Here is a 23420-nt window from a genome sequence, read left to right on the forward strand (position 1 = left end):
GCGCGTCAGCCCGCGCGCGTCATGCCCGGCGCTGGGTCCGCGGGATGGAACGCGTAGCCGCGATGCTGGAACGACGCCGCGAAGAACCGCATCTGGTAGCGGATCGCATTCGACCAGTAATCCCAAGTATGGCCGCCCGGCCGCTCCGCGTAGTCGTGCGGCACGCCGAGCGCGACGAGCCGTTCGTGCAGCGTGCGGTTCGACCCGACGAACGCGTCGTCGCGGCCGCAGTCGATCGTCACGTCGAGATGTGCGCGCACGAACGCGCGCGCGCTTTCGACGATCACGTTGCGGTTCCAGAACGACGGATGGCGGCCGGGGTCGCCGAACACGTGGTCGATGCCCGGCTCGTCCTCGCAGCAGCGCGGATCGACCGCGCCGCTGATGCTGCCGACCGCGCCGAACGTGTCGGGCCGGTCGAGCGCGATGCGCAGCGCGCCGAAGCCGCCCATGCTGAGCCCGGTGATCGCGCGGGCGCGCTGCGTCGCGATCGTGCGGAAGTGCGAATCGACATAGGACACGACTTCGTCGCCGATGAAGGTTTCGTAGCGGCTGCCCGAATCGAACGGGCTGTCGATGTACCAGCTTTCGTGTCCGCCGTCGGGCATCACGAGGATCACGCGGTAGCGGTCGGCCAGTGCGGCGATGTGCGTGTTCGACGTCCAGTCGGTATGGTCGCCGCCCGAGCCGTGCAGCAGATAGACGACCGGATAGCGTTCGCCGTTGCGGTTGGCGCGTGCGTAGTCGTCGGGCAGCACGACGGTCGCCCTGAGCGTCTCGCTCATCGCGGCGCTGGGGATCGCGACGACCCGCGCATGAAACGCGAAGGCAGGGCTCGCGACGGCGAGCAGCAGAAGCAGCCAGCAGGCGCGTGCCACGTACATCGGTCCTCGCATGTGTCGACTCCGTCCGGCGCCGGGGGCCGGGAAAACCCTGTTCGGACGACTCTAGCAACCGCACCTTTCAACCAAATTTCGGCGAATCCTGCGGGCTGTCAGGCGGGCGGCGCGCACACGATGCGCTCGATTGCGTCGCGAAATGCGTCGGGCCGCTCGGCCGGCATCAGGTGCCCGCAACGTTCGATCGTGTCGAAGCCGGCGCAGCGCGCGAGCGCCCAGTCCGGCACATGCCAGCCCGCGCGTGAACGCTCGCCCGCGACGAGCCAGACCGGATGACGCTCGAACACCTGCTCGAGCGCCTCCAGGTAGCCCGGTTCGCCGGTCGTCGCGACCACCGAGCGACCCATCGCGCGCAGCGTCGACGCCGGCTGATGCGCGAGCCAGCGGCGTGCATCGTCGAGCATCCGCGGTGACGGATCGTCGATCGCGCCACGCAGCCAGTCGAGCGGATCGGCGCGCAGGCCGTCGAGCATCGCGTTGGCTTGCACGGGCGTCATGCGGCCGACCGACGCCGACCAGAACGCATCGTCGAGCGTGAAATTGCCTTCGACATTGACGACGCGCCGCACGCGCTCGGGGTGCGTATGCGCGAACAGCATCGCGATCGCGCCGCCGACCGAGTGGCCGACGACATCGACCGGCTGCACGCCGAAATGCGCGTCGACGGTTTGCCGGACATGCTCGACCTGCGCGGCGAGCGTGATCGCGTCGAACGGCGTCGCACGATGTGCGCCATAGCCGAGCAGGTGAGGGGCGAGATGCGGGCCGTTCCATCCGCGCACGTCGAACGTGCCGATGAAACCGTGGATGAACACGACGGGGGCGGGCCGGGTCATTGGGCGGGCGCGGAAGGAAGGGGCGGCAATTCGAGTTCGGCGAGCAGTTCGTCGAGTTCGAGCACGTGCGTGCGGTCGTGATCGAGCAGTTCGCGTACGAGTTCGTCGAGCGACATGCGGCGGATGCCGTCGCGCAATCCGCAGCGCGCGAGTTGCGCGGGTTCCAGCACGGCGGCCGTTGCACACAACGCGGCGCGGCCGGAGCGAAATGCCGCGGCTGCACGGTCGAGCGGCTGCGCGAGATAGTCGCGTTGCGCGGCGAGTGCGGTGCCGTCGACCGACGCGATCACGGGCAGTTCGACCGTGCGCACGGCGTCGATGCGTTCGACGAACACCGCGTCGAGGTCGCGCAGGTGGCACGCATGCTCGACCAGCGAGAAGCCGGTGCCGGCCGGGCGGCGCGTGCACAGCGCGGCCGGCACGTGCGCGGCATACGCGGCGAGCCGGTCGGGCATGCGGGCCAGCTCGGCGACGACGTCGGCGAACGGCAGCCGTTGCGGATACGCGCTGAACACCGCGCCATAGCTGAACAGCGTGCCGCCGAGCCGCCCGCGCGCCTGCACGACGTCGTGGCCGTGGCGGCGCATGACTTCCGCGACCATTGCACCGCAGAACTGGCGGGCGGTCGTGTCGGCTTCGATTTCGGGGAAGGTGCGCGCGATTTCGTGCTGGATCGCGCCGATCGCGGCGACGCCGACGCGCGACAGCGCAGCGAACTCGAGATAACGCTCGGGTTGCGCGATCAGCGCTTCGAGCTGGGTGCCGAGCGCGGTGGTGCGGAAACGGTCGAAACGGGAATGCATGACGAACAGGTCCTGCCGAGTAACGTGTCAAAACGATACGTTACTCGGCAGGGCTCCGTCAACCGGGCGGTGCGACCCGCCCGGCGCGACGCTAGCCGGCGAGCGCCGTGAGCAATGGGTTCCGCATGATTCCGGTCGCCAGCGGCTGACGGCCGAATTCATGCCACCGGATGCGACGGCGCCGCGTCGCGCCGGGAATCGGCTTCGCGAACAGCAGCGGATCGTCGCTCCATGCCCGGGCGCCGCGCTGGCTACGCTCCCGCCTGCCGCTCAGGACTTCTGCCGGGCGTCGATTTCCGCGCGCAGTTTCGCTTCCTGCTCCAGCAGCTCGGGCGTGAATTCCGCGCCGAAATCCTCGGGCGAGAACACCTGACGGATCTCGATCTCCGATTCGCCGGGCATCGGGTTCGGGCAGCGCTTGACCCATTCGACGGCTTCGTCCATCGAGTTCACCTGCCACAGCCAGAACCCGGCGATGAGTTCCTTGGTTTCGGTGAACGGGCCGTCGGTGACGGACCGGTCCTTGCCGGCGAAGCGTACGCGCTTGCCGCGGGCGCTCGGGTGCAGCCCTTCGCCGGCGAGCATCACGCCGGCCTTCACGAGTTCCTCGTTGTACTGGCCCATCGCGGCCAGCAGTTCGGTGTCGGGCATCTTGCCGGCTTCGGAATCGGCGGTTGCCTTGATGATGACCATGACGCGCATTGTGGTTTCTCCTGGATCGGGAAAGGTGGAGTGGGTGTCGGCCGTGCGGGAATACCGACCAGTGCTTGCGATGGTACGACGGACGACGCGCGGCGAAATCGACATCGGCACGAAAAAAACACCGTTGCGCGGGCGGCTGGCACGCTGGCTGACCGCCCCGCCAAAACTGGTATGCTGATCCTCACCACGTCTACGCGGAGGGTGCCATGGCTGCTAAAGAAGTCTCGAAGAAGAAATACCTGAAGATCCTGAACAAACGCTTGCGTGCCGAACCGGCGGCCCCGGACGGCGCGTCGTTCGTGTTTTTCCCGGTGGGCGCGAAGGCGAAGCACGCGACGGGTGTCGTGTCCTCCGACGCGCGCAGCAAGCGCGAGCTGGCGGTGATGGCCGCGGTCCAGCGCAAGGCGGCCGAAGAGTTCGTCGTCACCGGCGCCTGACCGGCATCCGTCATACCATCGCTTGCGTCGCCGCCTGCGTGCCTTACGCGGCGGCGGCTTCGCAATGCGCGATCGTACCGGCCAGCACGCGCGGGATGTCGTGCGTGATGGCCGGCCCGTGCATCGGCAGGATGATGTCGAGATCGAGCGCCTGGAGGCGGCGCAGCGCGCTCGTCAGGTGCGCGAGCGACGGCAGGTAGTCCGAGCGCGCGATTGCCGCGACGCATCAATGGCTGCACGAACCGGTGCCTCGATGCAGGCTAGCAGCGTCGAACCGGACGTGAAGCCTGTCGGTTCACGCAGCGGCCGGGAACAGCGCCGAACACCATCCCGGCCGGAAAGAAAACCGCCATCCGATCCGCGGATCAGGACACCTTGTCCGCTGCCGCAGCCGGATACCGGCCGCTGCCAGCGGCTCCGTCGCCCGCCGCCAACTGCTCCAGCGCGAGGCCTTTCGTCTCGATCCCGAGCGTCCACACGGCGATCGCGGCCGCGATGAACGACAGCGCGCCGAGCGTGAACACGCCGCCCTGGCCGAACACGGGCAGCACGACACCGACCACGTAAGGCCCGATCAGCGAGCCGACGCGCCCGATCGCCGACGCGAAGCCCGAGCCCGTCGCGCGCGCACCGGTGCCGTACAGCTCGGGCGTGTACGTGTACAGCGCGGCCCACATCCCGAACAGGAAGAACTGCATCGCGAGGCCCGTGCCGATCAGCAGCGCCATGCTGCCGCCGTACAGCGCGCTCTGGCCGTATGCATACGCCATCGCGCCGCCGCCGATCAGCGATGCGATGCAGGTCGGCTTGCGCCCCCAGCGCTCGACGAGCCACGCGGCGCACAGGAAGCCCGGCACGCCGCCGAGCGAGATCAGCACCGTGTAGAACACCGATTTCGTGACCTCGAAGCCGGCCTGCTGCAGCAGCGCACCGAGCCACGACGTGAGGCCGTAGAAGCCGAGCAGCGCGAAGAACCACAGCAGCCACACCATCACCGTGCGGCGGCGGTACACGCCGCTCCAGATTTCGCGCAGCGCGCCGCTGCTGCGTGCGGCCACCGGTTCGGCGAGCCGCGACGGCGGCGGCAGCGTCGTGACGCCGGCCGAGCGCATCACCTTCGCCTCGATGGTGTGCATCACCGTGTCGGCTTCCGTGTGCCGGCCCGCATGCTCGAGCCAGCGCGGCGATTCGGGCACGATGCGGCGCACGACGAGCACGAACACCGCGGGAATCGCGAGCAGCGCGAACACCGTGCGCCAGCCGAACTGCGGCAGCACGAAGTACGCGACGATGCCGGCCGTGATGAAGCCGAGCGGCCAGAAGCCGTCCATCAGCGCGATCAGCCGGCCGCGTTTCTCGGTCGGCACGAATTCGGACAGCAGCGTCTGCGCGACCGGGAATTCCATGCCCATCCCGATCCCGAGCAGCACGCGGTAGACGATCAGCGCGTCGACGCTCTGCGCGGTCGAGCACAGGTACGACGCGGCGCCCCACAGCACCATGCTCCACTGGAACACGGGCCGGCGGCCGAAACGGTCGGCGAGCAGGCCGGCGACGGCCGCGCCGAGCACCATCCCGAAGAAGCTTGCGCTCGCAACGAGGCCGGCGGCCGCGGTCGACAAACCGAACTCCTTGCGGATCGAGCCGAGCACGAACGTCATCGTGCCGAGGTCGACCGAGTCGAAGAAGAACGCGATTGCGATGATGAAGAAGATCCGCTTGTGATAGCCGGAGAACGGCAGGCGTTCGAGCCGGGCGGCGGCGGAGGCGGGAGCGGTGGCGGCGGGCATGGCGTCCTCTGAAATGAAAAGGGGCCTCGCAGCGCATGCTCCAAGGCCCCGGTGCTTCGGTATTCAGTAGACGCGACCACAAAATGCCACATCAGAGGAAAAGCGCCGCCTGCTTGCCCAAATGCGTCATCGGCGGGCGGCGCGCGATGCGTCAGTTCTTCAGCTTGTATCCGGTGCGGAACATCCACGCGACGATCGCGAGCAGGATCACGAGGAACAGCCCGGTTGCGGCGAGGCTGATCCACACGTGCACGTCGGCGAGCCCGTAGAACGACCAGCGGAAGCCGCTGACCAGGTACACGATCGGGTTGAACAGCGTGATGATGCGCCACGCGGGCGGCAGCATGTCGACCGAATAGAAGCTGCCGCCGAGGAACGTGAGCGGCGTGATGATCAGGAGCGGCACGAGCTGCAGCTTCTCGAAGCTGTCGGCCCAGATGCCGATCACAAAGCCGAACAGGCTGAACGTGACCGCCGTCAGCACGAGGAACAGCACCATCCAGAACGGATGCAGGATATGCAGCGGCACGAACAGGCCGGCCGTCGCGAGGATGATGACGCCGAGCAGCATCGACTTCGACGCGGCCGCGCCCACGTAGGCGATCACGATCTCCCAGTACGACACGGGCGCGGACAGGATCTCGTAGATCGTGCCCGTGAAGCGCGGGAAGTAGATGCCGAACGACGCGTTCGAGATGCTTTGCGACAGCAGCGACAGCATCACGAGGCCCGGCACGATGAACGACCCGTAGCCGATGCCGTTCACGTCGCTGATGCGCGAGCCGATCGCGGAGCCGAACACGACGAAATACAGCGACGTCGAGATCACCGGCGCGATGATGCTCTGCATCAGCGTGCGGCGCGTGCGGGCCATTTCTGCGCGGTAGATCGCGCGGATTCCTTGCAGGTTCATGTGCGTCAGGCTCCTTGTACGCCGTTGCGGCGGTTGTCGATCAGGCTGACGAAAATATCCTCGAGCGAACTCTGCGTCGTGTGCAGGTCGCGGAAGCCGATGCCGGCCGAGCCGAGCGCGTTGATCAGCGTTGCGATGCTCGCGTCATCGCGCTGCGAGTCGTACGTGTAGACGAGCGCGGCGCCGTCGTCCGCGCGTTCGAGCCCGAACGGCGTGAGCGCGGGCGGCACGTCCGCGAGCGGATGCTCGAGATGCACGGTGAGCTGCTTCTTGCCGAGCTTGCGCATCAGTTCGCGCTTTTCCTCGACGAGCACGAGCTCGCCGCCGAGGATGATGCCGATCCGGTCGGCCATTTCCTCGGCTTCCTCGATGTAGTGCGTGGTCAGCAGGATCGTCACGCCGCTTTCGCGCAGCGAATCGACGAGCTTCCACATGTCGCGGCGCAGCTCGACGTCGACGCCGGCCGTCGGCTCGTCGAGGAACAGGATGCGCGGCTCGTGCGACAGCGCCTTCGCGATCATCACGCGGCGCTTCATCCCGCCCGACAGCGTCATCAGCTTGTTGTCGCGCTTGTCCCACAGCGACAGCGCCTTCAGCGTCTTCTCGATATGCGCGGGATCGGGCGCCTTGCCGAACAGGCCGCGGCTGAACGACACGGTCGCCCAGACGGTTTCGAACGCGTCGGTGGTCAGCTCCTGCGGCACGAGGCCGATCATTTCGCGGGCCGCGCGGTATTGATCGCGGATGTCGTGGCCGCCGACCGTCACGCGGCCTGCGGTCGGCGTGACGATGCCGCAGATCGAGCCGATCAGCGTCGTCTTGCCGGCGCCGTTCGGCCCGAGCAGCGCGAAGATCTCGCCGGGGCGGATGTCGAGGGTCACGTGCTTCAGCGCCTGGAAGCCGGACGCGTAAGTCTTGGAGAGGTCGGAGACGGAAAGGATCGGTTGCATGCTCACGGATGGCACGGCCGGCCGGCGCGACGGTGTGTGCCGCGCGTTCCCGGCGTCGTCGCCGCTGCGAAGCGGTCGGGATCGGGGACGGCATGGCGAACGGGCGTCATGTCGAACGGCGTTGTGATGCGGGATCGCGGGACCGCCATATTAGCAATCGGTAGATGGAAATGCATTCTGGTGGAAAGGCCGTGCGATACCGGAGCCGAATTTGCGTGAAATGATCAGGCGTCGCTCGATAAATCGGTTCTTTATTTGAATTGCGCGAACAATGGGTGTCGTTTTCGGCGAATCGGGCGGCGACCGCATTGTCTCGCCGCCGCGCGGCGGCCGGCCCGCCGACTGTGCTGCCCGAACGCCTTCACGCCGTACCGGGACGGCATGCCTGGCGCTCGCGATAATGCGTTCCTTTCACGGTTTACGGAGCGGCGCGAATGTCTTTGATCGATTTCAAATCCGTTGCGGCCGCGCAGGCCGTCGCGTGGAAATCCACGATCGTCGGCGAGGTCGGGCCGGCCAGGATCAAGGTGTTGCGCATGGATGCGCAGCCTTACGAAGCGGAAGTGCACGACTACAACGAGGGGCTGCTGGTGCTCGACGGCCAACTGATGCTCGAAGTCGGCACGGAGACGGTCGTGGTCGAGGCCGGGCAGATGTATCTCGCGCTTGCCGGCACGCGCCACGCGGTGCTGCCCGGCAGCCACGGCACGCTCGCGATCATCGACGTGTAAGGCTTTTGCGGCCGCGTCGGCGAGGCCGCCTGCGGGCCGGCTCGCTTGCCCGCCCGGCGCGGGAAGCGGCCCGCCGCGCCAGGCCGTCGCGCGGGCCATCTATTTGTCTGAGCAAATAAATTGAAGGCCGTTTGAAAAACTGTCAAGCACCGTGAAAACACTAGGATCGCGCGGTTCCGTTCGTTTGGAACTCTGCATCCATTTACTTGTTTGAATGGTCCGATCATAGTCTCGACAAACGACGCATCACGATAACGAATCAAGCGTACGTACGGAGACCAATTCATGCGACGCGTATCCGCGGGGCCAGTCGGACTGCCTTTTCCCGGTTTTTCGCTGAATGCAGGCGCGACGCAGGTCGCCCGCCTGCGTTGTCGCATCGCCGTGTAGCGGCGAACCACTTTCCGTTTTGATCGTTCCGACGGCGCCGTGCCGCATGACGGCGCCGCGGGAGAGCGTTTGTCTGCCGCCGCGGCTTTCGTCGCATGTGCATGAGCTGCGGGGCGGTTGCATGGCGAACACCATCATGCGCCGCGCGTTCGTGCGGCGGCGCGATACCAACCGGCGGGCCATGCAGCCCGTCCGGGCGAGACCTGTCGTACCCGAAAAGGAGGGGTTGATGATTTGCATTCCTGAATGGCGGAAGGCGATCCTGTCGTGCGCGGTACTGGCGATGCCGTTCATCGCCGGCTGCGGCGGCGGTGACGATCCGGGGCCGATCAACGTGCCGCAGTGCTCCGGCAGCGCATGCGGGCCGAGCGGCCCCATCACGCAGCCGCCCGTCGTGACGAAGCTGTGTCCGGATTCGCTCGATTACACGACGACCTACACGGGCGGCGCCGGCAGCGGCGAGTACGTGAAGGTGAAATTCGACACGACGAAGCTCACTTACCAGATGCAGTTCATCGAATCGTCGGTGCCGACGTCGGCAGGGCAAGTCAACAACACACGTGCGGGCCTGACGATCAGCGGCGCGTTCCATCATCCGACCAATCTTCCGACCGCCGAGCAGAACCGCTGCGCGTTCGTGCTCGACAGCGGCGCGACCAGCGACGGCGCGTATTCGGTGACGATCAAGCGTACCGATCCGCCGATGCTGTTCGTCGGCAATGGCGTGGTTGGCGGCGGGATTCCGGGGGCGACGATCGCGTTCGCGGGCCTCGAGCCGATTCCGGGTCTCGTCCTTGGCGTGGTGCCGTCGCGCACGTTCGATTTCTATCCGTTCATCGGCTTTGTCGAAACGGAAACCGACTTCACGAAGGTCGCGGGCAACTACAACGAAGTGGGCATTCACCTGTCGCCCGTCGGCGGCAGCGCCCAGAGCAGTAGCGGGGCGGTCGGCTGGGAGCCGGACGTGGTCAACTGGAACCAGACGCTCAATGCGGACGGTTCGTGCACGATCACCCAGAATAGCGACTACTCGTGCCAGACCACCGGGTCGCCGTGGGCATTGCGCAAGAACGCCGACGGATCGGCCGACAACGTGTTCGTGAGCAACGCGGTGGCGAACCAGTTCGGTGCGGTTTCGTATCCGGTGGCGGGTCAGGCGCCGGGCCTCGTGATCGCGACGCCGAGCCAGGCGAAGGGGATCATGATCGTCGGCAAGCTGAACGGTGTGCGGGTGCCGGTCGTGATTCGAGTCGGTTACACGCATGTCGATTCGAGCAATGCGCTGGCGTCGGTCGCCGATGCCGAAGTGGGGATCTCGATGCTCTCGTCGACCACCGCCATCGCGGCAAACTCGCTGAAGGGCGGCTTCATCGGAGCAACGAGCGCGTCCGCATGTGGTGTCGTGGCGCCCAGCACCGCGACGTTCGCGGTCGCGAATTCGGGCCCGAGCTTCAACAACAACGTGCCGCACCCTGATCTGCCCGGCAGTTTCAACGGCACCTTCTTCCTGGCGCAGGCGGGCAGCTGCAACGACGGCACCGCCGTCTCGACGATCTCGGCGAACTACACGTCCACGCTGTTCCAGGGCAATACCGCGGCGTTCATCGATCCGCAGACGTCGTCGGTGAGCTCGCAGTTCGCGCTCGACTATACGCAGGCCACGCCCGGCAAGATCAAGGTCACGGCCACGCAGGACTTCAACGCGCAAGGCGCAAGCGGCAACGTCGCGATCTTCAAGAAGGGCGACACGGGCTGGATCGTGACGGCCGGCAACGTCTACGCCATGGTCGTCAACAACAGCCAGGTCAACCCGTTCTTCACGGTCGGCGCGTTCGTCCAGTAACCGCGCACTGAACCAGTCGCACCGGCGGCGCATGCGTCGCCGCCGGCGAAACGAATTTCAAGAGGATTCCTATGAATTTGAAACAATGGATGGCCGCGGCCTCGCTCGCGCCCGTGCTGGCTGCGTGCGGCGGCGACGGCGACCCGCCGCCCGCACCGGTGGTGCGGCTGTGCCCGCAGACGATCGACTACAACACGGTGTTCATCGGCGGGTCAGGGTCGGGCGAGCTCGTAAAAGTGCAGCTCGACACGACGAAGATGACGTACCGGATGACCTACCTCGCGTCGCCGGTGCCGACTACCGCAGGCACCGTGCAGCCGACGCGCGACACGGCGCCGGCCAACGTCGTCGACGGTACGCTGGCCGACGAAACGGGCCTGCCGACCGTGAAGCTGAACCAGTGCACGTTCCGTATGCAGAACGCGAGCCTCGACCCGAGCCGCCCTGCGCGGCTGTTCCTCGGCGAGGGCGTGCTGGGCGGCGCGATTCCCGGTGCGACGATCCAGTTCGATGGCGTGATCGGCGTCGGCAAGATTCCGAAGACGACGTTCCCGTACTACCCGTTCATCAGCTTCTCGTCGCTGGAAACCGATCTCACGAAGATCGCCGGGACCTACAACCAGCTCGGCTATCACCAGGTGCCGTCGCAGAACTTCCAGCCGGTGGCGCTCGACCAGAAGGTGACGATCAACGCGGACGGCAGCTACGTCGAGACCGACAACTTCGGCAAGAAGAACGGCGGGCAGCCGCTTGCGTCGAGCGCGACCGTGAACCAGCCGTTCACGCTGCGCCCGGATGCGCCGGCATTCCAGTCGCTCAACTACCAGCCGCAGATTCCGCCGACGCTCGCCGCGCTCGATCCGGCGAAGGCCGGCAAGGGGATCCTGATCGTCGGCAAGCTGCGCAACCAGCTCGTGCCGGTCTTCATTCGCACCGGTGCCGCGAACGCGGACCTGACGCAGGGCCCGCCGAGCGCGGACGACGAATCGGGCATCTCGTTCCTGGGCCCGCAGACGGCGATCGCGCCGGGCTCGCAGAACGGCGAGTACACGGGTGTCGACAGCGCGTTCAACTACCGCGCGACCGCGCTCATCGGCGCGCAGGCGACGCTGCTCGATCCGTTCAACGCGTCGCAGGCCGCGCTCACGCGCGCGCTGAACCTCGACTTCACGCAGAAGGTGCCGGGCGTCGTCACGACCGTGCATGCGGATGCGGCGTCGGGCCCGGCGACCGGCAAGTTCGTGTTCACCGGCGGCGTGTTCGGGTTCCTCGACATGGCCGATACGAGCAATCCGTACTTCACGGTCGGCGCATTCGTGCAGTGACCACACCCGGACGGAGACACGGCGGCGTCGCGCGCGGATGCGCGGCGCCCGGACAGAATGAGGGGAGACTTCATGAAGAAGCTGATTGTCGCGGGTGTCGTCGCAGGCATGTCGACGCTCGCATCGGCCCAGCAGGCGGGCGACAACGTCGCGACGCTGGGCTGGCTGCACATCATGCCGCAGGATTCGACCAACGGGTTGACGACGAATCTCGCGAACATGCCGATCAACGGGCCGCTGCGCCTGCCCGGGTCGTTCACGTCGCCGGGCACGAGCCTGACGGTCAACAATGCCGATACCGTCGGCCTCACGCTCACGCACTTCTTCACCGACCACATCGCGGTGACGTCGGTGCTCGGCGTGCCGCCCGAGTTCACGCTGACCGGCCACGGCGTGATCCGGCCGCCGGGCCCGGCCGGCTCGCTCGGCTCGGTCGACATGGACAAGACGTCGAACCAGCCGGCCGTGAAGAACGCGCGGCAGTGGAGCCCCACGATCATCCTGCAGTACTACTTCAATGCACCGACGGCGAAGTTCCGCCCGTTCGTCGGGATCGGCGTGGCCTATAGCTGGTTCAGCAACATCGAGCTGAACGGCAACTTCGCGAAGGACATCAACGAGAACCTCGGCAGCGTGCTCGCGGCCGGCGCCGGCAAGCCGGGGGCGACGTCGGTGGAGGGCAAGGCGTCTTCGTCGTTCACGCCGGTCTACAACGTCGGCGCGAGCTACGCGATCGACAAGCACTGGGGGCTGACGGCGACGCTCACGTACATGCCGTTGAAGACCTACTCGTCGCTCGTGATCAAGGCCGCGGACGGTTCGACGCTCGCGACCACGCGCACGCGGCTGAAGGCCGATCCGCTGATCACGTTCGTCGGGATTTCCTACAAGTTCTGAGCCGTCCGGCGCGCATGACGCGTGCCGGCGGCTTCCTGCGACCGGCTGGCCGGACCAATCCGGCCGGGAAGTCGCGTTCCTGGCGGCGTGCCGCCATTTGTGAAGAGAGGGGGCAGTTCAAATGAGCATTCGCAAAATCGTATCGCTTGTTGCTGCAGTGGCTTTCACCGCGGTTTCGGCCGCGCCTGCTTTCGCAGTCACCGTTTCGCGTGCCGACGGGCAGCCGATGAACCCGAACGGCGAACCGTTCTCCGTATCGGGGCTCACGAACCTCAGCAAGGGATCGATTACCGCATCCTGCAACGCGACGTTCAACGGCACGATCACGTCGACCGGCATCGTCAACATCACGTCGACGCAGTTTACCGGCGGCGCCACCTGCGGCCTGATCAGCGGCACGGCGAGCAGCACGTCGCCGTGGACGGGCCAGGCTGACAGCACGACGCAGTTGACGATCAATAACGTGCACGTGAACGTCACGCTGCTCGGCGCGTGCGGCCCGAGCAAGGTGGTAACGGTATGGAACGATCCGAACTCGTCGCTGACGTTCAATAACTCCGCGTTGACGCCGAATTGCACGGTGTCCGGCACGGTCACGACGTCGCCGAAGTTCCACGTGCAGTAAGCGTCGCGGATCGAAGCGGGGCGCCCGTCGCGCGCGAGGGCCGTGAGGCATGCGCGGCGGGTTTCCGCAGCTTCGATGCGTTCGTGTCGTCGCGCGTATCGGCGCGACGGCCGATTGGCCGCCCGTGTCGCGATCCGATGCGGGCGGACATACAAGGTCGGCACGGCGTACCGCGCCGACCGATTCGACTGAAACAACATCATTCCGATTGGCCAGAACACTCCCGGACGCCCCATGCTTACTGACCCAGCAGAGTATGGCGATGCCCGCGGCGCGACGCCTGACCGGCTGCGCACGGCCGCGTGGTTGCAGTACCTGATCGAACATCTCGACGCTGCCGCATGTGTGGCGGCGGGCGACGCCGGCGACACGACAGTCGGCGCGTCACACGCGATACGCATGCGGGCAGGGGTGAGCCTGTCTCGCGACGCAGCGGCCGTTCTTCACCGGCTCGTACCGTGGATCGCAACGGATGGCGGCGGCTGCGCATGCGACCCGACCGACCCGCTCGGCGCGTGCTCGCATGTGCCTTCCGCGCAGCAACTCGCCGAAGCCGAACGTTGTTGCCCCGGCTCGCGCGCCGTGTTCGAAACCGCGCACGGCGTGATCGATGCATGCGCATTCGACGATCCCGATGTCGGCTGGGCCGCGCTCGCGCGGATTGCCGGCGGTGTCGAATGCAACGACGACGAAGCTGGCGAATGCACCGCAGATGAAACAGACGGGCAGGGCGAGCCGCCCCTTGCGAAGAACCTGAGAGAAAAGCTGGCCGTCATCGCGGCGACGAGTGCGGAAACATCGGCCCGGCCCGGTGCCATCATCGACGCGATCGTGCTCCGCGCATGCGGCCCGCGCGACGACGCATCACGCATCGACGAGATGGCGGCGCTCGCGATGTTCTCGGCCACGCTCGCCGCCGGCAACGGGATGTCCGTTGCCGCGTATGGCGGTCAGCACAACCTCGTCGCGCGGGCGATCCGCACGCATCGCGCCGATCTCGCGTCGGTGGACGGGTTGCTTGCCGCGCTGTCCGTGTGCCGGCTCGACCGACTCGTCGGCGCGGGCAGCTTCTGGGCGTACTACCTGCTGGCGGGTATCGTGATCGCGGCGCCGGAGGCAGTGCGGGAAATCGGCCGCCGTTTTCATGGAGACACATGGCAGGCGTGGCTCGATCACGTGCTCGCGTGGCCGGCGGTCAGCCGCTTCGGGCCGAAGGAGGATGTCGCGTTCGACCGCCTGCGCGACGCGATGAGCCTGACGTCGCGATGGAATCCGATCGTCCGCGCAAAGCGGATGCGGACGCGGGCCGTGGTGACGGCTCGGTTCGGCGAAGACGCGGGGAAGGCTGATCGACCCGCAGTCGTTGGTGACACGAAACGAAACGACCCGCGCGCAAGCACCCGTTCGCGCTGAAATACGGCGCCCCATTCGCACGCGCGAGTGGGGCGCCAAGCGGCGGCGCCCTCAAGCCGTCATGCCGTCGGCGTCTCCCGCCGACCGCGCGCCATGCCAACCTGACCGACAGCGCGGCGTCGACAGATCCGGGCCGCATCGACCGGACGCAGTATGATGCCGCAGTCGATGCCGGCGATCGATCGATTCGGAGTACCCGACCGCCTGCGCCGCCGAAGCTTCGCCACGCTTGTCGAAAGCCGGACGCGAGACGCAGTTGCGTGAGAGCGCTGCTGCCGAACCCGCGTCCGGATCACCTTCCTCGAAACGGTCAGCCAGATGTCAAAGCAAAACAAGAAAATCCTTCTCCTGAGCGTCAGCGCGGGCGCCGGTCATACCCGCGCGGCCGAAGCGATCCGCGCATTTGCCGACAGCCATCCCGCCGGCATCGAAGCCACGCACCTGGATGTGATGGATTTCGTTTCCACCGGTTTCCGCAAGCTGTACACGGATCTCTACATCAAGCTCGTCAGCAGCCAGCCGGCGCTGTGGGGCTACCTGTACCAGAAGACCGACGAGGTCGATCCCGCCGCACCGTCGCAGAAAATCCGGCGCGCGATCGAGCGGCTCAATTGCCGGCAGTTGCTCGCCGAGATCGAACGGCAGCGCCCGGACGCGATCGTCTGCACGCACTTCCTGCCGGCCGAGCTGCTGTCGCGCGAGATCCGCAAGGGGCGCGTCGACACGCCGGTGTGGGTGCAGGTCACCGATTTCGACCTGCACAGCATGTGGGTCGTGCCGAACATGCGCGGTTACTTCGCGGCCAACGACGAGATCGCATGGCGCATGCACGCGCGCGGCATGGCGCCTGAAACGGTGCACGTCAGCGGCATCCCGATCATGCCGGCGTTCGGCCAGCCGCTCGATCGCGCGGCCTGCGCGGCCGAGTTCGGCCTCGATCCCGCACGGCCGACGTTCCTGATGATGTCCGGCGGTGCGGGCCTCGGCGGGCTCGACGTGCTGGCGACGCGGCTGCTGGAGATGGACGCCGATTTCCAGTTGATCGCGCTGGCCGGCAAGAACCAGGCGATGCTCGCGTCGCTGCAGACGCTTGCCGCGAAGCATCCGGGCCGGCTCTTTCCGCAGGGCTTCACGCAGCAGGTCGAACGCCTGATGGCCTGCGCCGACCTCGTCATCACGAAGCCGGGCGGCCTGACGACGTCCGAATGTCTCGCGATGCAGTTGCCGATGATCGTCAACTCGCCGATTCCGGGCCAGGAAGAGCGCAATGCAGATTTCCTGCTCGAACAGGGCGTCGCGCTGAAGGCCATCGACGACGATGCGCTCGTCTACCGGATCCGCGCGCTGCTGCAGACGCCGGAGCGCCTGGCCGACATGCGCCGCCGTCTGGCTCCGCTCGGGCGGCCGCTGGCCGGACGCTTCGTGCTCGATCGCGTGCTGGGCCTGGAGCCTGCCGCATGAGCGTCGCGCGTTTTGTGCCGACGCGCCATACGTTGTTCGTCGTCGCGTGGGTCGTGTTGCTCGCGTTCTTGTTCGCGAACGTCGAGATCCAGATCGAGGGCAGCGCGGGCTGGGCCGCCAACCTGCCGACCTGGCGCATCGAGCATCACTGGCTGCTCGATATCTTCTGGGGCGGGCGCCCGATGACCGGGTACCACGCGTGGGTGTTCCCGTTCGTCGCGCTGTTCTTCCACCTGCCGCCCGTGTTCAACGGACGCTGGTCGTGGCGCATCGAAGCCCGCATCATCGCGTGCATCATGATGTTCTGGCTGACCGAGGATTTTCTGTGGTTCGTGCTGAATCCGGCCTACGGTCTTGCGCGGTTCAACCCCGCCAACGTGCCGTGGCATATTCACTGGCTGGGTGTGGCGCCGACCGACTACTGGACCATGAGCGCCGCCGCGATCGTCCTGTTCATCCTGTCGCGCGAGCGCAAGCGCGCATTCCACTGAACACTTGACCGACATGAATATCGCTTTCATTACCGTGCTCGCCGTCACGCTCGGCGGGCTCGTACAGTCGGCATACGCCGACCCGGCTTCCGGCGTTGCGGCCGGACCGATCGCGGCCCGACCGATCCAATGGGCGCAAAGCATTGCCGACGTGCGCGTGAACAACCTGCATCGCATCACGCCGAGGTTGTACCGAAGCGCACAGCTCTCGCGCGAAGACGTGCCGGAATTGCAGAAGCTCGGCATCCGCAAGGTCATCAGCTTCCGCGCGTTTCACGCGGACGACAGCATCCTGGCCGGCACGCAGATCAAGATGCAGCGCATCCGGATCAACACGTGGTACATCCGCGACGAAGATATGGTTACCGCGCTGAAGGCGCTGCGCTCCGCCGACCAGGACGGCCCGGTGCTGATCCATTGCCAGCATGGCGCCGATCGCACGGGCCTCGTGTCGGCGCTGTACCGGATGGTGTACCAGGGCTGGACGCGCGAGCAGGCGCTCGACGAACTGCAGCACGGCGGCTACGGGTTCCATCCGATCTGGCAGAACATCACGAATTACCTGAAGCACGTCGACGTCGAGCGTTTGCGGCAAGAGGTCAACAACGGTTGAGCCGGACATGAAAAACGCCGCTGACGGTGATCGTCAGCGGCGTTTCGTCCATCAGTCGAAGACGGGCGGCGCGCCCGCCGTCATCAGACGGTTTCCGGCTGCCGCACGGCCTTCGCAACATTGCGCGCCAGCGCGCCGTTCGCGACGAAATACGGCACATCTACACGCGCGAGCGGCCGCTTGCCACGAATCCTGTCGGCGATCTCGATCGTCGATTGGCGCATCGTTTCACTTCATCCAGGCTCATTGCCCGTTGCAAACGCGTCGTTGCAGGCTCGTTTTCTGCTAGGTGGTGCTTGGGAAAATCGCCCGTTGAATTTCAGATTCGTCCGATAGACGTTAAGGCGATTGCCCGGTACTTTTGATCCCCGCCCAAGAGGCGCCGACGCTATCCGCTATAGCGGGACAGGCAAAGGGGAAGCCTGATGATCACGAAGCTTGAACTGCAGCAATGGCCACGCCGGGTAGTGGAAGCACTGCCACGTACGAACTGGACGTCGTTGACGCAGGGGGCACGTCCGTGGCTTTGCCTGAGCGGTGCCTACAGCGAAACGCTGGAAGAAGACGTGCTGGCCGTTACCAATCGGTTCGACTATCGCTGGATCTGGCGCGATACCGCCTGGGAGTATGGCATCCCGGGCTACCGTCAGGGGCCGCTGCTGGTTCCCCTTGACGAGCCGCTCTATGCACATGCCGTCGAATGCTGGCTACGCCAGCAGGCCGGATTGATCCTGTTGGGCCCCGACGAAGAAGACGTTTTGGTGTACCACCTCCAACGATTGCGTTCGTTGACGGCATCCGATGGTTTTCCGATCGGCTTCGGCCTGCATGCCGGGCGACCACTCGAAGAACTCTGCGAAGGGTTGCCGGCGGATCGCCTGTCCGAACTGTTCGGCCCTATAAAACGCTTCATTTGGTATACGGGCGACGGGCAGACGGGTGAGTGTCTGTTTGCCGATGCGCCGGCTACCGATCGCCCGACATCAGTGCCCGAAGGGCCTGTCGCGTTGACGGTGGACGACGAGATCGCACTCGATCAAGCCAGCCTTGCGTGGTTCATGCGCGACTGCGCCCGCGCATTCCGTCAACGCTTTCCGGCCTACGACCATCCGGATAACGAGCCGGTGCTATGGCGGTATCTGGCCCACTTTGCCAACGAAGCGACCGACCAACTGGCGCTCACCACGGAGCGCGACGTGCGCCATTACATGGAACTGCGCTTCCGGTATTCGCACGAGCTGTTTGCCAAGGACGCCACGTTGCGTGACATCTTGATCCAGCGGCAGGTGGATGGGAAGCAGCGACTGTTCGCAGCCGAAGCGCGGCTCAAGACACTCGCTCTGACGGTGTAAGGGAAGGATTATGGCAACCAAGTACGACAAGGCGTTAGGCCCGAATCATCCCAGCGAAAAACAGGTCGGCAAAGCCATCTCGCCGCCACCTTGCGAGCACGGTATCCCCATCTATCCATTGCGATATGGCGTGGCGGACACTCCGTGTCATGCGAGCACCGGGTTGAGCAGTCCATACCCGGCGCTTTCGGCGGGAAAGCAGCAGGGGCTTCGCATGTTGCGGCCAGGATGCTACCTCTATGTCCGCTACCTCAAGAACAAGCGTTTGTGGACGCGGCAATACAGCGTGACCGAAAACGGACGTTTTATCGCCTTGTGGTGGACAGAGAAGGACTATCAGGGTGATGTCCCGGGGCGCGATGCACGAATCGACGGCGGCAGCGACCGGCCGTATGTGCTTGTTCCGAAGGAGCAGGCAAGTGGTTCGGTGTGGCTGATGGTGAGCGACAGCATGCTCAGTCATCGCGCGTTATGCGAAATAGAGCGTGATTCAGCAAAGCGGGATTTGCTGATGCGCGAGATCAAACCACGCGGTGGCAAGCAAGCCCACTGCTTCGCTGCCGGTCACCTTCCGCAGGCGCTACCGGAGCTTTCCGGACAGGTCTATCCCTGGAGCGCAAGCTTGCCGAAGAAGGCGGCAGGGCAAGCTGTTGCTGATGCCATGCGGGTTGCTGCGCTTCCTCAGAAGGAGGTGGATCTGCTCGCGGTGGCGCTGCCTGATCCAGTAGGCATGCTGATGGATCTCAACCAGTTGGTGGGCGCTGCGCTTCAGAATCAAGAACCCTACGTGACGGAGGCTGCGCGCAAACTACGTGTTTGGGGAATGATCGAGTCGCTGGCCGATGCGGCTCGACAGCGTGCGATCGACGAGGCAGTGACGAGTGTGACGATAGGGGGCGTCAGGACACACGCGGATTATCCCTATCAGCGCGGCAAAGCCGGCTACGCCAGTCGTATGCGTTTCGCCGACCATCAGGCTTATGACGCGTTCATCAAGCAACATCCGAAACGGTTGGCCAGCCTTCAGAAAGCGGTGGATGTGGCTGCAGTGGATTTGTGGGAGGCATTTCAGTCAGTCAAGCCGGCCTATACCACGCTGCTGACGCTTTACGAAAACAAGGACATCGAGAACTTTATCGACAGGCGCCAAGTCGGCGCCTGCACATTGACAGGTCTGGTCCACCATCCGAAGGGCGAAGCATACCTGCAGAAGTGCGTGACGACGGATGGCTTGACGGGTTGGCTGCACGACCTCGTTCTCGGAAATCCGCTAGTCGGCGACTGGGTGGACTGGCGCAACAGTGGTGCCGTGGCTGGTGGCCTCATCAACGACACGGTTATCGAGCGTGCACAGACCCTGTTGAAGTCGATTCCGGCAGATGCCGCGTCACAGCAATTGAGCGCCATGATCGGTGCGCTTGTCGCCAGGAGCAAACTGCGCAGCCCGGCGCAGTTCTGGACGAGCGCGTACCGTCCTGCGTTCGAAGCGCTGGACGGTCAATTGGCAGGCGCGGTATCGGTCAGGTTGAAGGACGCGGGAACCTGGGTCCGCAAACAGTTGGGGATCGAGGGCGGGGAGGGGTTCCGACCACGCACCGTCGCCCAAAAAGCCAACGAAATGCTCGTGCTCTACAAGACGCAGGATGTCCAACAAGCGCTGAACGACATGGCGAAAGCACCTGCCAACCTTCGGCGGGCGCATAACACGCGTGTGGGCATCGGCGGCCTCGCCGTTATGGTGTCTACCTATAACGCGGCCGTGGCGTTCAACGCATTGGGCAAAGAGGATGGCTTGACCTTGGCGAACGCATTGGACGCCGGCGGTAAGGTGCTCGGCCTCGGTTCCAGCAGTTTGTTCATGGCGCAGGTGTATCGGAATCGACTGGCGAATCTTGCGACGGAAGCTGGTCAAGGGGCGACGGCGGAGGTGTTGATTGCATCGGCTAACCGATTGGAACTTTGGGCCATTGGATCGGCGGCAATTGCGGCGCTTGTGTTTGCTATCAAAGACGGGATCTTTGGCGCACGTGCTGAAAGTGGCAATTCGGCTGCATGGAACGTGGTCAGTGGCGCGGTCGCAGGGACGGCAGCCAGCCTAGGCGGCCTCTATGTGCTCGGTAAGGTCGGTCCAAAGTGGCTAACCAAACTCGCTGCCGCCGAGGTTTCGGTTGCCCGCGTTCCGTTCGCTGTTGCGGGGATGGGATCCGGCTCCCTAGGGTGGACGTTACTTGCGCTTGATGGTCTCTACTCAGTTGCTCGTGCTATTCATGACCGCGTGGCCGCCGAACAGGCGGTGGTTGAGTGGATATCCCGAAGTGTTTGGGGCAATAGACGTGGTGGTAGCTTCTTCAATCGCGAACCGTTAGTGCCGTACAAGGACGATATCGAGGAATTACATGCGTTCTACACTTTGTTCCTCAAACCAACCATTACGACAGACGTGCAGGTTCTCAATACCGTCGGGACGTTGACGATTCCCGGTGTGGCAGAACTGCGCCGCATTACGATCACTCTTCCGGGGTGGAGGTCACAGATCAGCAAGTACAAACTGACGCAGGTGCACGGCGGGTTGGGTCGTGTCGTGACCTATGACGCGCCAGAACTGGTGATTGAACAAGACGGTGTTGGGGTCATCACGTTGTCAAACGATACTTTGATCGGCCAGACGAAAGTCGAGTATTGGCCAAACCACTTCACCGAACCCGATTACAAACTTCCGGCAAGCAACTACCTATGAGTACGACTCAGCACGATCCCAGCTTGCAGCCGACGGATGCAGCGGGCTTCGAAAAACAGATCGAGGCGCTTCGTGCCAAAAGCGACCATATCGGTTTGCCGGGTATCACGATAGCGATGTGGCCACCCAGGGTGTGTTTCAGTGATGACGTGTCCGATACACGCATGTTCAACGAGAGTTATATCGAACCGGATTTCATTCGAGGTCAGTGTTCGCTGATTATGTACTTTTTCGCATTGGCACATCATCTCACACTTGCGGCAGTTTTGTATTCACTTTTCCAGACAGGGGGCGTTGATCAAAGAATCCATATGGTTGATTTAATCCAGGCAAGCGTGACGTACTTAATTTTTCTATTATTCTATGGAATTATATTTAGGCTTTCAGCTCTAGGTGCAATATCGCCATCACATCGCTTTAACCGCCAGGCTCAACTCGTACACATTCCATGGGGTGACCAAACATTACATCTGAGGTGGCAAGACATCCGGCCGTTCACTCAAATTGGACAAACGTTGAATGGCCGCTTCCGTCTTCATCTCTACTTCCCCCAGCCACGTTTACGATTTGGAAAGGTATCCAAGAACTTCATTCGCAAGATCTACAGTGGGCCATTCGATTTAGAAGGTGATTTTGCCTCACGTGACGGCACGACCTTGGGGACCAATCTGGATCGGCTCGAATTCATCCGTCGCTACATGGAGCACGGCCTGGAGGCGATTCAACCCGACGATCATTTGCGAAGACTCGGCCGTGTACACAAACCGAGCGGCTTTCCTGTGAGCACACCCAACCCGGATTGGTGGGACCTGTATGTCAGTCGCCCCTTTGTCCGCTTGCTCTACTGGTTTGCGACAGGACCGCTGATCGACTGGTGGGTGGCACGCAAGAGGGCCGCCTACCGGTGGCCCGAGGAGGTGGAACGCTTGTGTGCCCCGGATGCGGATTTGAGCGGCTTCGACACGACGCCTGTCAAATCGCGCACGGACGTCTTCTACCGCTATGCCGGTGATCGTGGCTATGAACTGGTCGATGCCAAAGGGCGTCCGATCTCGAAAACGAATGCCTCGTGATCGACGTGCTTAGTGAAAGCAACTCCCTATGAGTACGACTCAGGACGATCCCAGCCTGCAGCCGACGGATGCGGCGGGCTTCGAAAAACAGATCGAGACACTCCGTGGCAAAAGCGACCATATCGGTTTGCCAGGCATCACGATTGCGATGTGGTCGCCCAGAGTGTGTTTCAGAGACGACGTTTCGGATTCGAGTATGTTCAACGAGCGCTATATCGAGACAGAATTTTGGTGCGGGCGATGCTCACTCGTTCTTTATTTCTGTGCGCTGGTACACCACTTCGTTCTTGCCATAGTCGTCTATGGATTGTTTGACGAATCGGTGGCAGCACAAATCGAGCAGCGAAGTTACCTGTCGGCTCTACTTCCTAGTGTGCTTTTTTATGCTTTTTTCCTGCTTATTTTGGGGTACTTTTTTTGGATCTGCTTCATTGGCGCCATCTCTCCGTCAACGCGATTCAACCGGCAGGCACAACTTGTACACGTGCCATGGGGGAATCAGATGCTGCATCTCCGATGGCGTGACGTTCGGCCGTTCACGCAAATTGGCCAATCACTCAACGGTCGATTTCGTCTTCGACTTTGCTTTCCACAACCGCGTCGGACATTCGGAAAGGTATCCAAGGACTTCATTCGTAAGAGCTATAGCGAGCCGTTTGATGTAGACGCTGACTTTGCCTCAGGTGACAGCACTACCTTTTGGGCCAACTTGGATCGCCTTGAATTCGTCCGTCGCTACATGGAGCACGGCCTCCAGGCAATTCAACCCGATGATCAGTTGCGAAGGCTCGGCCGTGTTCACAAACCGGGTGGCATTCCAGCGAGCACACCTAACCCGGACTGGTGGGACCTGTATGTCAGTCGCCCCTTTGTCCGCCTGCTCTACTGGTGTGCGACCGGACCGCTGATCGACTGGTGGGTGGCACGCAAGAGGGCGGCCTATCGCTGGCCCGAAGAGGTGGAACGCTTGTGTGCCCCGGATGCGGATCTGAGCGCCTTCGACACGACGCCTGTCAAATCGCGCACGGACGTGTTTTACCGCTATGCCGGTGATCGCGGTTACGAGCTGGTCGATGCAAAAGGGCATCCGATCTTGAAAGCGAATGCGTCGTGATCGACGTGCTGGGTGAAAGCAACTA

General features: G+C 64.1%; 23 protein-coding genes. 15 read left to right on the forward strand and 8 right to left on the reverse strand.

From position 1 onward, the window contains the following. Positions 1 to 5: 5 nt before the first annotated feature. The 4 genes from R9B84_RS22480 to R9B84_RS22495 all read right to left on the reverse strand — a co-directional run bounded on the left by R9B84_RS22480 (position 6) and on the right by R9B84_RS22495 (position 3240). Entirely contained in the window at positions 6 to 884 is an 879-nt protein-coding gene (locus R9B84_RS22480; protein ID WP_423763556.1) for an alpha/beta hydrolase, read from the reverse strand. Between the two features lie 110 nt (positions 885 to 994). After that, positions 995 to 1735, reverse strand: a complete 741-nt coding sequence (locus R9B84_RS22485; protein WP_423762309.1) for an alpha/beta fold hydrolase — start codon at positions 1733 to 1735, stop codon at positions 995 to 997. Then, positions 1732 to 2538, reverse strand: coding sequence for a DinB family protein (locus R9B84_RS22490; RefSeq protein WP_423762310.1), 807 nt, complete (start codon positions 2536 to 2538; stop codon positions 1732 to 1734). Before R9B84_RS22490 ends, R9B84_RS22485 begins: the two co-directional genes overlap by 4 nt. A 270-nt stretch (positions 2539 to 2808) precedes the next feature. Continuing rightward, positions 2809 to 3240 carry a YciI family protein gene (locus R9B84_RS22495; protein ID WP_423762311.1) on the reverse strand — a complete coding sequence of 144 codons (432 nt, stop codon included), beginning with the start codon at positions 3238 to 3240 and terminating at the stop codon, positions 2809 to 2811. Between R9B84_RS22495 and R9B84_RS22500 the strand changes: the two genes are divergently transcribed. Both R9B84_RS22500 and R9B84_RS22505 read left to right on the forward strand, forming a co-directional pair. Next, positions 3230 to 3418 (forward strand): hypothetical protein, encoded by a 189-nt coding sequence (locus R9B84_RS22500; RefSeq protein ID WP_423762312.1) that lies wholly within the window; start codon positions 3230 to 3232, stop codon positions 3416 to 3418. The two genes, R9B84_RS22495 and R9B84_RS22500, sit on opposite strands and share 11 nt — an antisense overlap. A gap of 28 nt (positions 3419 to 3446) precedes the next feature. Next, entirely contained in the window at positions 3447 to 3677 is a 231-nt protein-coding gene (locus R9B84_RS22505) for a hypothetical protein (RefSeq protein ID WP_423762313.1), read from the forward strand. A gap of 365 nt (positions 3678 to 4042) precedes the next feature. On the opposite strand, the gene R9B84_RS22510 is transcribed toward R9B84_RS22505, so the two are convergent. From R9B84_RS22510 to R9B84_RS22520, 3 genes are all read right to left on the reverse strand, one after another. Next, a complete protein-coding gene (locus tag R9B84_RS22510) occupies positions 4043 to 5467 on the reverse strand; it encodes an MFS transporter (protein WP_423762314.1) in 1425 nt (474 codons plus the stop codon). 151 nt (positions 5468 to 5618) lie between these two features. Then, positions 5619 to 6380 (reverse strand): ABC transporter permease, encoded by a 762-nt coding sequence (locus tag R9B84_RS22515; protein WP_096473561.1) that lies wholly within the window; start codon positions 6378 to 6380, stop codon positions 5619 to 5621. 5 nt (positions 6381 to 6385) lie between these two features. Beyond that, the gene (locus R9B84_RS22520) at positions 6386 to 7330 is read right to left on the reverse strand and encodes an ABC transporter ATP-binding protein (RefSeq protein ID WP_423762315.1); all 945 of its coding nucleotides are present in this window, start codon (positions 7328 to 7330) and stop codon (positions 6386 to 6388) included. A 434-nt stretch (positions 7331 to 7764) separates the two neighbouring features. Here R9B84_RS22520 and R9B84_RS22525 point away from each other — a divergent pair, with 434 nt between their 5' ends. The 9 genes from R9B84_RS22525 to R9B84_RS22565 all read left to right on the forward strand — a co-directional run bounded on the left by R9B84_RS22525 (position 7765) and on the right by R9B84_RS22565 (position 17119). Next, positions 7765 to 8061 carry a cupin domain-containing protein gene (locus R9B84_RS22525; protein ID WP_047902505.1) on the forward strand — a complete coding sequence of 99 codons (297 nt, stop codon included), beginning with the start codon at positions 7765 to 7767 and terminating at the stop codon, positions 8059 to 8061. 619 nt (positions 8062 to 8680) lie between these two features. Further along, complete coding sequence (locus tag R9B84_RS22530) at positions 8681 to 10294, forward strand: DUF2957 domain-containing protein (RefSeq protein ID WP_423762316.1); 1614 nt, start codon at positions 8681 to 8683, stop codon at positions 10292 to 10294. Positions 10295 to 10365: 71 nt separating this feature from the next. Then, on the forward strand, positions 10366 to 11619 hold the full coding sequence (locus R9B84_RS22535) for a DUF2957 domain-containing protein (protein ID WP_065501256.1): 1254 nt from the start codon (positions 10366 to 10368) through the stop codon (positions 11617 to 11619). 72 nt (positions 11620 to 11691) lie between these two features. Next, complete coding sequence (locus R9B84_RS22540; RefSeq protein ID WP_423762317.1) at positions 11692 to 12516, forward strand: OmpW/AlkL family protein; 825 nt, start codon at positions 11692 to 11694, stop codon at positions 12514 to 12516. Between the two features lie 121 nt (positions 12517 to 12637). Beyond that, a complete protein-coding gene (locus R9B84_RS22545) occupies positions 12638 to 13141 on the forward strand; it encodes an activator protein (protein WP_423762318.1) in 504 nt (167 codons plus the stop codon). A 234-nt stretch (positions 13142 to 13375) separates the two neighbouring features. Continuing rightward, on the forward strand, positions 13376 to 14554 hold the full coding sequence (locus R9B84_RS22550; RefSeq protein WP_423762319.1) for a hypothetical protein: 1179 nt from the start codon (positions 13376 to 13378) through the stop codon (positions 14552 to 14554). Positions 14555 to 14872: 318 nt separating this feature from the next. After that, positions 14873 to 16015: an MGDG synthase family glycosyltransferase gene (locus R9B84_RS22555; protein WP_423762320.1), complete on the forward strand. Its 1143-nt coding sequence runs from the start codon at positions 14873 to 14875 to the stop codon at positions 16013 to 16015. Then, entirely contained in the window at positions 16012 to 16506 is a 495-nt protein-coding gene (locus R9B84_RS22560; protein ID WP_423762321.1) for a hypothetical protein, read from the forward strand. Before R9B84_RS22555 ends, R9B84_RS22560 begins: the two co-directional genes overlap by 4 nt. A 13-nt stretch (positions 16507 to 16519) precedes the next feature. After that, on the forward strand, positions 16520 to 17119 hold the full coding sequence (locus R9B84_RS22565) for a dual specificity protein phosphatase family protein (RefSeq protein ID WP_423762322.1): 600 nt from the start codon (positions 16520 to 16522) through the stop codon (positions 17117 to 17119). Positions 17120 to 17202: 83 nt separating this feature from the next. On the opposite strand, the gene R9B84_RS22570 is transcribed toward R9B84_RS22565, so the two are convergent. Beyond that, the gene (locus R9B84_RS22570; RefSeq protein ID WP_423763588.1) at positions 17203 to 17343 is read right to left on the reverse strand and encodes a hypothetical protein; all 141 of its coding nucleotides are present in this window, start codon (positions 17341 to 17343) and stop codon (positions 17203 to 17205) included. Between the two features lie 201 nt (positions 17344 to 17544). On the opposite strand from R9B84_RS22570, the gene R9B84_RS22575 reads away from it, so the two are divergent. Genes R9B84_RS22575 through R9B84_RS22590 form a run of 4 tightly spaced genes read left to right on the forward strand, consistent with a single transcriptional unit; the run spans position 17545 to position 23395 of the window. After that, complete coding sequence (locus R9B84_RS22575; RefSeq protein ID WP_423762323.1) at positions 17545 to 18471, forward strand: hypothetical protein; 927 nt, start codon at positions 17545 to 17547, stop codon at positions 18469 to 18471. A gap of 10 nt (positions 18472 to 18481) precedes the next feature. Beyond that, a complete protein-coding gene (locus R9B84_RS22580; protein WP_423762324.1) occupies positions 18482 to 21208 on the forward strand; it encodes a toxin VasX in 2727 nt (908 codons plus the stop codon). Next, entirely contained in the window at positions 21205 to 22281 is a 1077-nt protein-coding gene (locus R9B84_RS22585) for a hypothetical protein (protein ID WP_423762325.1), read from the forward strand. The genes R9B84_RS22580 and R9B84_RS22585 overlap by 4 nt, the downstream gene beginning before the upstream one ends. A 28-nt stretch (positions 22282 to 22309) precedes the next feature. Continuing rightward, complete coding sequence (locus tag R9B84_RS22590; RefSeq protein WP_423762326.1) at positions 22310 to 23395, forward strand: hypothetical protein; 1086 nt, start codon at positions 22310 to 22312, stop codon at positions 23393 to 23395. Positions 23396 to 23420: the final 25 nt, after the last annotated feature.

The organism is Burkholderia sp. NLJ2 (assembly GCF_049487195.1).
GTDB lineage: Bacteria > Pseudomonadota > Gammaproteobacteria > Burkholderiales > Burkholderiaceae > Burkholderia > Burkholderia pyrrocinia.